General features: G+C 76.1%; 2 protein-coding genes. Both read left to right on the forward strand.

From position 1 onward, the window contains the following. Positions 1 to 21: 21 nt before the first annotated feature. On the forward strand, positions 22 to 10,746 hold the full coding sequence (locus tag A6Q81_RS01340; RefSeq protein ID WP_286689257.1) for a type I polyketide synthase: 10,725 nt from the start codon (positions 22 to 24) through the stop codon (positions 10,744 to 10,746). Next, positions 10,743 to 14,929, forward strand: a 4,187-nt coding sequence (locus A6Q81_RS01345) for a type I polyketide synthase (protein ID WP_286689258.1), incomplete at its 3' end; no start/stop codon positions are given. The genes A6Q81_RS01340 and A6Q81_RS01345, both read left to right, overlap by 4 nt.

The following is a 14,929-nucleotide window of genomic DNA, read 5'->3' on the forward strand; positions in this document are numbered from 1 at the left end:
ACGCACGACCACGGAGGAACGATGAACGAGCAGGACCCGCAGGACCGGACCGCAGCCCTGCTGCGCCGGGCGACCACCGAGCTGCGCGCGGCACGGCGGCGGGTGCAGCAGCTCGAGTCCGACCCCGTGGCCGTCGTCTCGATGGCGTGCCGCCTACCCGCCGGGATCGACACCCCCGAGAAGCTGTGGGACCTGCTCGACGCGGGGCGCGAGACGCTGTCGGACTTCCCCGACGACCGCGGGTGGGACCTGACCGGCCTCTTCGACCCCGACCCCGACCACCCCGGGACGAGCTACGTCGACCAGGCGGGCTTCCTCGACGACGCGACGGGCTTCGACCCGGAGCTGTTCGGCATCGCTCCCCGCGAGGCCGAGGCCATGGACCCGCAGCACCGCATCCTGCTGGAGTCGTGCTGGGAGCTCTTCGAGCGCGCCGGCATGGACCCGCTGGGGCTGCGCGGCTCGGCGACCGGCGTGTTCGTCGGTGCGGCGAAGTTCGGCTACGGCGAGGGCGACGTGGGCGACCCCGACGGGTACGCGGTGACGGGGACGGCGCCCTCGGTCGCGTCCGGCCGGCTGTCGTACACGTTCGGCCTCGAGGGTCCGTCCCTGACGGTCGACACGGCCTGCTCGTCCTCGCTCGTCGCCCTGCACCTCGCCGTCGACTCGCTGCGCAAGGGCGAGTCGAGCCTGGCCGTGGTCGGCGGTGCGGCGGTCATGGGCTCGCCCGACGTCTTCGTTGACTTCAGCCGTCAGCGCGCTCTCGCGGCCGACGGGCGGTCGAAGGCGTTCGGCGCCGGCGCCGACGGGTTCGGCTTCTCCGAGGGCGTGTCCCTGGTCCTCCTCGAGCGGCTCTCCGACGCCCAGCGGCTCGGCCACCCGGTCCTCGCGGTCGTGCGCGGCAGCGCCGTGAACCAGGACGGCGCGAGCAACGGCCTGTCCGCGCCGAGCGGTCGTGCCCAGCGGCGCGTCCTGAGGGCCGCCCTCGAACGGTGCGGTCTCGAGCCGGCCGACGTCGACGTGGTGGAGGCGCACGGCACCGGCACGGCCCTCGGCGACCCGATCGAGGCGGGGGCGCTGCTCGAGGTCTACGGACAGGACCGGTCGGAGCCGCTGGCCCTCGGGTCGGTGAAGTCGAACCTCGGGCACACGCAGGCCGCGGCCGGCACAACCGGGCTGCTCAAGGTCGTGCTGGCGCTGCAGCACGAGTGTCTCCCGCGCACGCTGCACGTCGAGGAGCCCAGCACCCACGTCGACTGGACGTCGGGCGCGGTGCGTCTGCTCGACCAGGCGCGACCCTGGCCGAGGTCGGACCGTCCGCGGCGGGCGGGCCTGTCCGCGATCGGCATCAGCGGCACGAACGCGCACGTCATCGTCGAGGAGGCGCCCGCGACCGAGGAGGAGTCGGGCCCCGTCGACCGGGAACCGGTCTCCGGACCGGTCCTGCTGCCGATGTCGGCGCGGACGCCCGAGGCGCTGGTGGAGCAGGCCCACCGCGTCGCGGGGCTCCTGCGCGCGGAGTCGGTCGACCTGGCCGACCTGGCCGTGAGCCTGGGCACCACCCGGGCCCACCTCGAGCACCGCGCGGTCGTGGTGGCCTCGACCCCCGCGGCCGCCCTCGACGCGCTCGCGACGGTGGGTCGCGACCAGCCGGACGGCGACGTCGTCCGGGGCACGGCGGACGCCGGCGGACGGACCACGGCGTTCGTGTTCCCGGGACAGGGCTCCCAGTGGCCCGAGATGGGCCGCGAGCTGATGGCGACCAGCGCGCTGTTCGCCGAGGCGGTCGACGCGTGCGACGCGGCGATGCGACCGTGGCAGGACTGGTCCGTCGCCGACGTCCTGCGCCAGGAGCCCGGCGCGCCGGGCCTCGAGCGCGTCGACGTGGTGCAGCCGGTGCTGTTCACCGTCATGGTGGCGCTCGCCCGCCTCTGGCGGAGCCGCGGGGTCGAGCCCGCGGCCGTCGTCGGTCACTCCCAGGGCGAGATCGCCGCCGCCCACGTCGCGGGGATCCTCACGCTCGACGACGCCGCGCGACTCGTGGTGCTGCGCAGCCAGGCGCTGCGTCGACTGTCGTCGCAGGGTGGCATGGTCGCCGTCGCGTGCGACGAGGACGCGGCACGCGAGCGGATCTCCGCCTGGGGTTCGGCGCTGTCGGTCGCCGCGGTGAACGGTCCCCGGTCCGTCGTGGTCTCCGGCGACCGCGACGCGCTGGCCGACCTCGTCGCGACGTGCGAGCGCGACGGCCTCGCCGCGCGGACCGTCGACGTCGACTACGCGTCGCACTCCGCCCACGTCGACGCCGTGCGCGAGGAGGTGCTCCGGCACGCACGCGAGGTGCGCCCGCGTGACGGCGAGATCGCGTTCTACTCGACCGTGACGGCCGGCCCGCTCGCCGGCTCCCGGCTCGACGCGGAGTACTGGTTCCGCAACCTGCGTGAGCGCGTGCGGCTGCACGAGACGGTCGACCTGATGGTGGACCAGGGCTACGACGCCTTCGTCGAGGTGGGTCCGCACCCGGTCCTCCTGCCGGCGCTCACGGCGACGGTCGAGTCCGGCAGCGGCGGCGACGGGGCGGTCGTGCTGGCCACCCTGCGCCGCGGGGACGGCGGTCCCACGGGGTTCGCGCGCGCCGTGGCGGCGGCCTACGTCGCCGGGGTCGAGATCGCGTGGAGCACGGTCGCCCCCGGTGGCCGGGGCCGCGCCCTGCCCGTCACCTACCCGTTCCAGCACCGTCGCTTCTGGCGGTCCGAGAGACGCGGCGGCGCCCGTCCGGCGGGCCTGGTGCACCACGTCGAGTGGTCGACGCTCGACCGGTCGGACAGCACCGCCGCACCTGCCGGGACGTGGCTCGTCGTGACACCGGACGATGCCGCCGAGGGTTGGTCCGACGTCGTCCTCGACGCGGTCGGGCGCGCGGGCGGCACCGCCCAGGTCGTCTCGACCGCCGTTGTCGACGCCTGGGCGGACGGCACCGCCGAGGTGCCCGACGGGCTGGCCGGCACCGTGGTGCTGCCCCCGTCGCCGGGCCAGGACGCGGTCGCCGTGGCGGAGTGGGGACGCAGCACCGTCCAGGCGCTGGCCCGCACGACGTCCGGTGCGCCGCTCTGGCTGCTCACGGCCGGGGCGGTCGCCGCCGCACCGGGAGAGGTGCCCGCCCACCCCGAGCAGGCGACGCTGCACGGTATCGGCCACGTGGCCCGGCTGGAGCTGGGCGACGCCTGGGGCGGTGTGGTCGACCTGCCCGCCTCCGCGAGCGAGGAGGTCGCTGCGTCCCTCGCCGACGCCTGGGGTCGGCGACGCGAGAGCGTCATGGCGGTCCGGGGCGGCCGGCTGCTCGGCCGCCGACTCCGCGACGGCGGAGCCCGCACGTCGGACCGGTGGCGTCCGCGGGGCACCGTCCTCGTCTCCGGTGCGGCAACGCCCGTGGGGGCGGTCCTCGCACGCTGGGTCGCCCAGCACGGGGCCGACCGCCTCGTGCTCGTCGGCCGTGCGCCCGATCCGCAGCTGGTCCGGGAGCTGGAGGAGGGCGGGGTCCGGGTCTCGACCAGCCCCGTCGACCTCGCCGACCTGCGCGCCGCGATCGGCGAGGACGAGCCGACCGCCGTCGTGCACGCGGAGTCCGACCCGGTCTTCGCCCCCGTCGTCGAGGCCGACGCGGACGGCTTCCGACGCACCGTGTCCGCCCGCTCGTCCCTGCCCGACCTGCTCGATGAGCTGCTCGACGGTGCCTGGCTGGAGCGTGAGGTCCTCTGCTCCTCGGTGGCCGCCACGTGGGGTGGCGCAGGCATGGCCGCCTACGCGGCCGGTGCCGCCTACCTCGAGGCCACCGCCGCGCGGCGGAGGTCGCAGGGGCACGCCACCAGCGTCGTGACGTGGACGCCCTGGGACCTGCCTGCGGGCCACGACGCCGCCCCCGACCTGAGCGGGAGCGCGCTGCGGGCGCTGGCCGTACCGCGCGCGCTCGAGGCGTGGGAGTCGATCCTCGCCGCCGCCCCGTCGGACGTCGTCGTCGCCGACGCGGACTGGCCGGCCCTGGCCGACGAGTTCTCCGCCGCCCGACCCACCGCGCTGTTCGACGGTCTCGCGCAGCCGGCTGCACCGGCCGCCGCCGGCCCTACACCGAGCGGTCCGACGCACGACGCGGGCAGCGAGGAGCTGCGCGCCGTCGCCGCCCTCGGGGGAGAGGAGCGCCGTGAGGCAGCGCGCGTCCTGGTCGCCGACGTCGCCGCCGACGTCCTGGGGCAGGACCAGGCCTCGCGGGTCAGCCGGACCCGGGCGCTGCGCGAGCAGGGGCTCGACTCGCTGGGCACCCTCGCCCTGCGCAAGAGCCTCGTCGCCCGCACCGGGCTGACCTTGCCCGCCTCCCTGGTCTACGACCACCCCAGCGTGAACGCGATCGCCGACCACCTGCTGGCCCTCGTCGACCCGGAGGCCGGCGCGCAGGACGAGCGCCCCGTGGCACGCGGGGCCGCCGAGGAGCCGATCGCGATCGTCGGCGTCGGCTGCCGCTTCCCCGGGGGGATCCGCAGCCCCGAGGGCCTGTGGGACCTGCTGCGGACCGGTGCCGACGTCACGGGGAGCTTCCCCGACGACCGCGGCTGGGACGTCGAGGGCCTGTACGACCCGGAGGGCCTGCGTCCTGGCACCACGTACGTCGACCGCGGCGGGTTCCTCGACGACGTTGCCTCCTTCGACCCCGGGTTCTTCGGCATCACCCCGCGCGAGGCGCTCGCCATGGACCCCCAGCAGCGGCTCGTGCTGGAGACGTCGTGGGAGGCCATGGAGCGCGCGGGCATCGACCCCGAAGCGGTGCGCGGCAGCGACGTGGGTGTCTACCTCGGCATGAACGGACAGTCCTACGCGAGCCTGCTCGACGGCGAGGGTGACCGGGTCGACGGCTACAAGGGCCTGGGCAACGCGGCGAGCGTGCTCTCGGGACGCGTCGCCTACACCTTCGGGTGGGAGGGGCCGGCGCTCACCGTCGACACTGCCTGCTCCGCCTCGCTGGTGGCGGTCCACCTCGCCGTCCGTGCGTTGCGCAGCGGCGAGTGCTCGATGGCGCTCGCCGGCGGTGTCACGGTGATGACCGACCCGTACACGTTCGTCGACTTCAGCTCCCAGCAGGGACTGGCGCGCGACGGCCGTTGCAAGGCGTTCTCCGCCGACGCCGACGGCTTCGCCCTGGCCGACGGCGTCGCGACCATGCTGCTGGTGCCGCTGTCGCGCGCCGCGGAGCTAGGCTACCCGGTGCTCGGCGTCGTGCGCGGGACCGCGGTCAACCAGGACGGGGCGAGCAACGGCCTCGCCGCGCCCAACGGGCCCTCGCAGGAGCGGGTGGTGCGGGCCGCGCTCGCCGACGCGGGTCTCGGCCCGCAGGACGTCGACGTCGTCGAGGCGCACGGAACGGGGACCCAGCTCGGAGACCCGATCGAGGCCGGCGCGCTGCTCTCCACCTACGGCCGCGACCCCGGCCGCCCGGTGCACGTCGGGTCGGTCAAGTCCAACCTGGGGCACACGCAGGCGGCCGCCGGCGCGGCCGGCATGCTCAAGGTGCTGCTCGCGCTGCGGCACGGGGTGGTGCCACGGACCCTCCACGCCGACGAGCCGACGCCGCACGTGGACTGGGCGTCCGGCGGGCTGCGGCTCGCGCAGGACGACGTGCCGTGGCCGCGGGGAGAGCGCCCCCGCCGCGCCGGCGTCTCGTCCTTCGGCGTGAGCGGGACCAACGCGCACGTGGTGCTCGAGGAGGCGCCGGACGCGGGGACCGTCGAGCGACCCGGCGCAGACGCGGCCCGCGCCGTTCCCCTGGTGCTCTCCGGGCGCAGCGAGGGGGCGGTGCGCGGCGCCGCCCGCCAGCTCGCCTCTCGGCTGGCCGACGGCACGCACGACGTCCGCGACGTCGCCTGGACGTTGAGCCGCGGACGCAGCGCGATGGAGTGGCGCGCGGCGGTGCCGGCCGACGACGTGCAGGCCGCCGTCGCCGCCCTGGAGGCGCTCGCCGACGGCTCGCCGACGGCCGACGGGGTCGGCCCGACGCTCTCGCGACCCCGGCGGGCCGTGCTGGTCTTCCCGGGCCAGGGCTCCCAGTGGGACGGCATGGCGCGGGACCTGCTGGCGACCTCGACGGTCTTCCGGCAGTCCATGCAGGAGTGCGCGCAGGCGCTCTCCGCCCACGTCACGTGGGACCTGTTCGACGTCGTGGAGGGACGGGCTGACGTGGACCCCGAGCGGGTCGACGTGCTGCAGCCCGTCCTGTTCTCGATGATGGTGTCCCTGGCGCGCACCTGGCGTGAGCACGGACTCGTCCCGGCGGCCGTCGTCGGCCACTCACAGGGCGAGATCGCCGCCGCCTGCGTGGCCGGCGCGCTGTCTCTGGACGAGGCCGCCCGCGTCGTGGCCCTGCGCAGCCGGGCGCTGCGCGAGATCGACGGCGACGGTGGCATGGTCTCGGTCGCCGTCGCGGCGGACGAGGCGGAGCGTCTGCTGGCCCCCTGGGCCGACCAGCTCGCCGTGGCCGCGGTCAACGGTCCGCGCATGGTGGTCGTGGCCGGACCCGTGGAGCAGCTCGACGCGTTCTGCGCCGCCGTGGAGCAGGCCGGGCACGAGCCCCGACGCGTCGCGGTGGGCTACGGCTCCCACTCCGGCGAGGTCGAGCGGGTGCGTGCGCAGGTCGTCGACGCGCTCGGCGACGTGCGGGTGCGCACGAGCGAGGTCCCCGTGTACTCGACGGTGACCGCCGAGCGGATCGACTCCGCGTCGATGGACGCCGGCTACTGGTACGACAACCTGCGCGGACGCGTGCGCTTCACCGAGACGGTCGAGGCACTCGTCCGCGACGGTCACGACCTCTTCGTGGAGGCCAGCCCGCACCCCGTGCTGCTCGGGGGCGTGCAGGACGTGGCCGACGACCTCGGCGCCGACGTCGACGTGGTGGCGACCCTGCGGCGCGACCGCCCCGGCGCGCGCGAGCTCGCTCGCGCGACGGGCGAGGCGTTCGTCCACGGCGCGAGCGTCGAGCCGGCGACGACCGTGCCCGACGGCCGGCTCGTCGACCTGCCCACCTACCCCTTCCAGCGGGAGCGCTTCTGGCCCCGCCGCCACCGCCCTGCCCCGGTGACGGACAGCGGTCTGCCCGGTGTCGAGCACCCGGTGCTGAGCACCGTCGTCGAGGTCCCGGGCAGCGGGGAGCGGGTGCTCGTGGGGCGCCTCGACCCGCACGCTCACCCCTGGCTCGCCGAGCACGTGGTCGAGGGTCGGCGCCTGGTGCCGGGCAGCGTCCTGGTCGAGCTGGCCCTGGCCACGGGCGAGCTCGTCGGGCTGCCGGTCCTGGAGGAGCTGCTCCTGCAGGAGCCGCTCGAGCTGCCGGCCGCCGGTGGTCTGCGCCTGCGCCTCGTGGTCGGCCCCGACGACGGCGGCCGCTGCGACCTCCAGGTGCACGCCGCGCCCGACGGCATGCAGGACCCCACGTGGACGCTCCAGGCCAGCGGCGTGCTGGGCGCCGACGCGTCGACCACCAGACCGACGTCCGGCGGGTCGGCGTGGCCGCCTGCAGATGCCGACGCGATCGAGCTTGCCGGGCACTACGACACCCTCGCCGGCCTCGGCTTCGAGTACGGCCCGGCCTTCCGGGGCCTGCGCCGTGCCTGGCGTGCCGGCGAGCGGGTGCTGGCCGAGGTCGAGGTCCCGGCGGCGCGGCACGGGTTCGTCGTCGACCCGGTGCTGCTCGACGTGGTGGCGCAGACCCTCGGGGTGGCCGCCGCGGAGTCTGGCCGGCTGCCCTTCGCGTGGAACGGCGTCCGGGTGCACGGTCCGGTCGTCGGGGCGCTGCGCGTGGTGCTCGGCGGCGACCCCCGCTCGGACGCATCGCTCGAGGTGGTCACGCCCGCCGGCGTGCCGGTGCTCACCGTCGACGGCATCGTCGTCCGTGACGCCTCGGCCGGCACCGACCTGCGCAGCGGGACGCTCCAGTCGCTCACCTGGGTCCCGGCGCAGCCGGACGGGCCGGCGCCGACCGTCACCACGGTCGAGGTCACGACCCTCGACGAGCTGGACGCACCCGGACGTCCCGACGCGGACCTCGTCGTGCTGCGGCACGTCGACGACGACCCGGACCCGATCACGGCCACGCGGCGCGCCGTGGCCTGGGCGGCCGAGGTGGTCCGACGCTGGGGTGCGACCGACCGTCGCCGTGCTCGTCTCGTCGTGGTCACCGACGGCGCTGCGCGGGTCGGGGCCGACGACCCGCCCGCGCGGCCGGGCCCCGCGGCCGTGTGGGGAGTCCTGCGGGCGGCGCAGGCGGAGTCGCCCAACCGGTTCCTGCTGGTCGACGGCGCACTCGACGTCCCCGCGCGACCGGACCTTCCGCAGGTCGCGGTGCGCGACGGGCTCACGCTGGTGCCCCGCCTGCAGGACCGGCCGACCTCATGGGTGCCGGGTGCGGGCCAGCGGGTCGCGCCGGGCTCGGGGTCGATCGACGGGCTGGTGCTCGAGAAGGTCCCCGCCTCGCAGCTGCAGCCCGGTCCGGGCGAGGTCCGGGTCGCGGTCCGCGCCACCGGCCTGAACTTCCGCGACGTCATGCTGGCGCTGCAGGTGTATCCCGACGCCGCCCTCATGGGCACGGAGGCCGCGGGGGTCGTCGAGGCCGTCGGCGAGGGGGTCACCTCCGTCGAGGTCGGCGACCGGGTGCTGGGCCTGTTCGCCGGTGCGTACGCCGAGCGCGCCGTCACCGACGCGCGGCTCGTGGCCCCGCTGCCCCCGGGCTGGTCGTTCGCCGAGGGTGCGGCGGTCCCCATCGCCTTCACCACGGCCTACTACGCGCTGCACGACCTGGCCGGCGTGCAGCGGGGGCAGACCGTCCTGGTGCACGCGGCTGCCGGCGGTGTCGGCATGGCCGCCGTGTCGCTCGCCCTGCACGCCGGCGCCGACGTCCTGGCGACCGCGTCGCCGGCCAAGCACGATGCGGTCCAGGCCCGCGGTCTCCCCGCGGACCAGGTGCGCTCGTCGAGGACCTCCGGGTTCGCCGAGGCCTTCCTCGGCCACACCCGTGGCCGGGGCGTCGACGTCGTCCTCAACTCCCTCACCGGGCCGCTGCTGGACGAGACGATCCGGTTGGTGGCCCCGGACGGCGTGGTCGTCGAGCTCGGGAAGGCCGACCTGCGCGACCCGGCCGACGTCGCGGCGCGCTACCTGCCGTTCGACCTCGGCGAGGTCGGGCCCGACCGGCTGGGCGAGATCCTGCGCACGGTCGTCGACCTCCTGGCCGGCGGACGGGTCCCGCCCGTGCCGGTCAGTGCGCGACCCCTGGCCGACCTGCGCGCGGCCCTCACGGAGATGAGCCGCGGCGGACACGTCGGCAAGCTCGTCGTCGAGCAGTCCCGTCCGGCTCCGCTCGAGGGGACCGTGCTGGTGGTGGGCGGCACCGGGACGCTGGGATCGCTGGTGGCGCGCCACCTGGTGTCCACCCGCGGCGTCCGGCACTTGCTGCTGGTCAGCCGTCGCGGCCCGGACGCTCCGGGCGCGGCTGACCTGGTCGCCGAGCTCGAGGCCGAGGGGGCTCGTGTCGACGTCGTCGCGTGCGAGGCCACTGACCGCGCCCGCCTGGCCGAGGTCGTGCGAGGCGTCCCCGCGGAGCACCCGCTCGTGGGCGTCGTTCACGCCGCCGGCGTGCTCGCCGACTCGTTCGTGGTGTCCATCGACGCCGACGCGGTGGAGACCGTGGTGGCTCCCAAGGTCGACGTCGTGCAGCACCTCGACGAGCTCACGGCGGATCTCGACCTCGGCCTCTTCGCGGTGTTCTCCTCGGCGGCCTCGGTGCTCGCCGGACCCGGACAGGGGGTGTACGCCGCGGCGAACGCGGTGGTCGAGGCGTGCGTGGCGCGACGTGCGTCGCGCGGCGCGCGGGCGACCGCGCTCGGATGGGGACTCTGGCAGGACTCTAGCGACCTGACGCGTGGCCTGGAGGACCAGATCGCCCGCACCGGGGTCGCCCCGCTGTCGCGCGCTCGGGCGCTCGAGCTGCTCGACGAGGCGCTCGGCTCGGACGAGCCGGTCCTGTACCCGATGGCGCTCGACGTCGACGCGCTCGCCGAGGCCGACGTGGTCCCCGAGGTGCTGAGGGCCCGCGTGGCGCCGAGAGACCGCGTGGTGCCGACGCGCGGGCGGCGCGGGACCGGGCCCGACCGCGACGAGCGGGGCGCCGACTGGGCGTCGAGGCTGGGCGGTCTGGACGCCGACGCGCGACGGACGGAGGTGCTGGACCTGGTCCGCGCGCACGCCGCTGCCGTGGCCGGTTTCTCCAGCGCGGCACAGCTGCCCGAGCAGCGTGCCTTCCGCGACCTGGGCTTTGACTCGTTGGCCGCGGTCGAGCTGCGCAACCGCCTGCGCGACGCGACGTCGGTGCGGCTGCCGAGCACCCTCGTGTTCGACTACCCGACGGCCGAGGCGGTCGCCGAACGGCTGCTGGAGGACCTGGAGCCGGTGGTGGAGCACGACGCCTCCTCGCTGGAGGAGCAGCTGGCCGCGCTCGAGCGGGCGGTGCGCGACGCCACGCCGGACCAGCTGCCCGCGGACCTCGGGTCGCGGGTGCGGGGACTGCTCGACGTCCTGCCCGCGGGCGAGGTCGAGGGACGTGCACGGGACGGTGGTGCCGCGGCCGCGGCGCTCGTCGACGACGACACGAGCGACGACGAGCTGTTCTCGTTGCTCGACGCCCGGTTGGGCGCTGAGGGGGACCAGGACCGATGAACGCAGGACGTGACGACGATCGTGGCGGCCAGGCGGCCGGGTCGACGGTGGAGGCGCGGCTGAGGCAGTACCTCAAGCGCACGTTGGGCGAGCTGGAGTCCGTGACGGCCGAGCTCGACGAGGTGACGGCGCAGTCCCGCGAGCCCGTGGCGGTCGTCGGCGTCGCGTGCAGGCTGCCGGGCGGCATCGACACGCCCGAGCAGCTGTGGCAGGTGCTGGTCTCCGACGGCGAGGCCGTGTCGGTCGCGCCGGCCGACCGGGGCTGGCCGACTGGTCCGGGCGAGCGCCGGGGCGGCTTCCTCGACGACGTCGCCGGCTTCGACGCCGCCTTCTTCGGCATCTCGCCGCGCGAGGCGCTCGCGATGGACCCGCAGCAGCGGATCCTGCTCGAGGTCGCGTGGGAGGCCGTGGAGCGGGCCGGGCTCGACCCGCGCTCGCTGCGGGGCAGCGCCACCGGCGTGTTCGCGGGGGTCGGGGCGTCGGACTACGGACCGCGACCCGACGAGGCTCCCGACGAGCTGCTCGGGTACGTCGGCATCGGCAACGCCTCGAGCGTCGTGTCCGGGCGGGTCGCGTACACGCTCGGCCTCGAGGGGCCCGCCCTGTCGGTCGACACGGCGTGCTCCTCCGGCCTGACCGCGACCCACCTGGCCGTGCAGTCGCTGCGCCGGGGCGAGTGCTCGCTGGCGCTCGCCGGGGGTGTCACGGTGATGAGCAGCGCCGGTGCCTTCACGGAGTTCGAGAGCCAGGGCGGCCTGGCTGCGGACGGCCGCTGCAAGCCCTTCGCCGACGACGCGGACGGCTTCGGTCTGGCCGAGGGGGCCGGCGTCCTCGTGCTGCAGCGGCTGGGCGACGCGCAGCGCGACGGGCGTCGGGTGCTGGCGGTGCTGCGCGGCACCGCCGCGAACCAGGACGGCGCGAGCAACGGGCTCACCGCGCCGAGCGGTCCCGCCCAGCGTCGCGTCATCACCGAGGCACTGGACCAGGCCGGTCTGCGCGGCGTCGACGTCGACTACGTGGAGGCGCACGGGACGGGCACCCGTCTCGGTGACCCGATCGAGGCCCACGCCCTCATGGACACCTACGGTCCCGGCCGCACGGCGCCGCTCGCGGTGGGCTCGGTGAAGTCGAACGTCGGCCACACGCAGGCCGCGGCCGGCATCGTCGGGGTCATCAAGACGGTGCTCGCGCTGCAGCACGACTGGTTGCCGGCGTCGCTGCATGCCGAGAACCCGTCGTCGCAGATCGACTGGGACGATCGCCTCGAGGTCGTGACGCGGGGCCGGGCGTGGGAGCGGGGTGCACGGGTCCGCCGCGCGGGCGTCTCGGCCTTCGGCATCAGCGGCACCAACGCGCACGTCGTCCTCGAGGAGGGGCCCGCCGCGGTCGAGCCGGAGGTGGACGCAGCGACCACCAGACCAGCGACGCCCGCACCGACGACCACCGCACCCGTCACCGCCGCTCGTCGCTCCGTCCCGCTGATGTTGTCGGCCAGGACGCCGCAGGCCCTGCGCGCCCAGGCGCGCCGGCTGCTCGACGCCGACGTCCTGGCAGCGGACGCCCCCGTCGTGCCCGTGGCCGCCTCCCTGCTGCACCGTCGCAGTCGGCTGGAGCACCGCGCCGTCGTCGTCGCCGACGACGCAGGCAGCGCGCGGGTTGCGCTCGGTCGCCTCGCGGACGGCCAGCCGTCGCGGGACGTGCTGCTCGGGCGGGGTCGTGACCGCCGCCGGCCAGCGTTCGTCTTCCCTGGCCAGGGGGCGCAGTGGGTGGGCATGGGTGCCGACCTCCTCGAGCACTCGACCGTGTTCGCCGAGGTGATGCGGGAGTGCGACCGGGCTCTCGCGGGCCACCTCGACGTCTCGGTGCTGGAGACCCTGCGGTCGGGGTCGCCCCTGGACCGCGTCGACCTGGTGCAGCCGGCCTTGTTCGCCGTGATGGTCTCGCTCGCCGAGGTGTGGCGCGACAGCGGCGTGCAGCCGTCCGCGGTGGTGGGGCACTCCCAGGGCGAGATCGCCGCGGCCCAGGTGGCCGGGGCGCTCGACCTGGAGACCGCGGCGCGGGTCGTCGCGCTGCGCAGCAGGGTCCTGCGCGGCATCGCGGGACGCGGCGGCATGGTGTCGCTCGCGACCACCCCCGACGACGCGTCCCGCAGGATCGCCCCGTTCGGCGACGCGCTCGCCGTCGCGTCGGTCAACAGCCCTCGCGCCGTGGTGGTCGCGGGCGACCCGTCCGCGCTGGACGACCTGCTCGCGCAGTGCGAGGCCGACGGGCTGCGCGCCCGCCGGATCCCGGTCGACTACGCGTCGCACACCGCGCACGTGGAGTCGCTGCGGGACGACGTGCTGCGCGAGCTGCGCGGCGTCAGCGCGACGACGGGCCGGGTCCCGCTGCACTCCTCGCTGACCGGCGCGCCCATCGACACCAGCACGATGGACGCCGACTACTGGTTCAGGAACCTGCGCGGCCAGGTGCGGTTCGCCGAGGCGGCGCGGAGCCTGCTCGCCGAGGGCACCGACGCGCTCGTCGAGGTCAGCCCGCACCCGGTGCTGACGATGGCGCTGGAGCAGGTCGTCGAGGACGCCGACGCCGACGCCGCCGTGCTCGGGACGCTGCGGCGCGGCGAGGGCGGCGCCCCCGACCTCGTCCGGGCCCTCGCGGAGGCCCACGTCGCGGGACTGCCCGTCGACTGGTCGCGCGAGCTCCCCCGCGAGGCCGCCACGGTCGAGCTGCCGACCTACCCGTTCCAGCACGAACGCTTCTGGTTGGAGACGCCGCTCGCGGGTGCGCGTACCGGGGGACCCGCCGACGACTGGCGCTACACGGTGCAGTGGGAGCGGACCGAGGTCGCCGACGTCCCGGTCGCGGGTCGCGTGCTGCTGGTCGCGTCCGACTCCGCGGCCCACGAGGTCGACGCCGTCCGACGCGCCGTGGAGCAGCGCGGTGGGCTGGTCGAGGTCGTGGGTCCCGACGACGTCGAGGCGTCGTGGGGACGCTCGGGAGTCGACGGCTCGCCGACGCTGGGCGTCGTGGCCCTCCCGCACGACGGCGACGAGCGCGACCCGCTCGCGGCCACGGAGGCGCTGGGCGCCCTCGTGCGCTCGTGGTCCGGCGCGCAGGACCCTGCGCCCCTGTGGGTCGTGACCCGCCGCGCCTCCGACGCCGGTGGCAGCACCGTCGACCCCGCGCAGTCGGCCGTCGCCGGGCTCGCCCGCGTGGTGGGCCTGGAGCACCCGCAGGGGTGGGGCGGCCACGTCGACGTCGACGACCTCGACGACGACGCCGCCGGGGTCGTGGCGGCCGCGGTCGCCGCAGCTGGCCCGGAGGACGTCCTCGCGGTGCGCGGCACCGACGTGTGGGCGGGTCGTCTCACGGCCGACCCCGTCCCGCAGGAGCCCCGGCCCTGGACCCCGTCGGGCACCGTGCTGGTCACGGGCGGCCTCGGTGCGGTCGGACGGCACGTGGCGCGCTGGCTCGCGCGTTCGGGCGCCGAGCACCTGGTGCTGCTCGGCCGTGGGGGCGAGCGTGGCGAGGCGGCCGCCGAGCTCCGCGCGGAGCTCGGGGCCCTCGGGGTCGGGGTCAGCGTGCACGCGTGCGACGTCGCCGACCACGACGCGCTCGCCGCGGTGGTCGCCGCCGAGCGGGCCGAGGGTCGCACGGTCGCAGCGGTGTTCCACGCCGCGGGCACGTCCACCACGACACCCGTGGTCGCGCTCGAGCCGGCCGAGCTGCGCCGCGTCGCGGCCGCCAAGGTGCAGGGGACCCTGAACCTGGCCGACCTGTGCGACGAGGCGAGCACCCTGGTGCTCTTCTCCTCCAACGCCGGCGTCTGGGGCAGCCCGGGCCTGGGGGCCTATGCCGCCGCGAACGCCTTCCTCGACGGGTTCGCCCGCAGCCGGCGCGGCACCGGCGTCACCTCCGTGGCCTGGGGCCTGTGGGCCGGCGAGACCATGGCCGGCGTCGAGGGCAACACCTACCTGAAGGGCCAGGGGGTGCGGGCCATGCGGCCCGAGCACGCGATCGCCGGGCTGGAGACCGCCCTCACCCGAGGGGACACCTGCGTCTCCGTCGTCGACCTCGACCTCGACCGCTTCGTCGACGTGTTCTCCGCCGCGCGACGCCGTCCCTTCCTCGACCGGCTCGCGCCCGCGGCGCCGCATTGGCGCCTGGTCAAGCTGTCGAACAA

The organism is Aeromicrobium sp. REDSEA-S38_B2 (genome assembly GCF_001628525.1).
GTDB classification, from domain to species: Bacteria; Actinomycetota; Actinomycetes; order Propionibacteriales; family Nocardioidaceae; genus Aeromicrobium; species Aeromicrobium erythreum.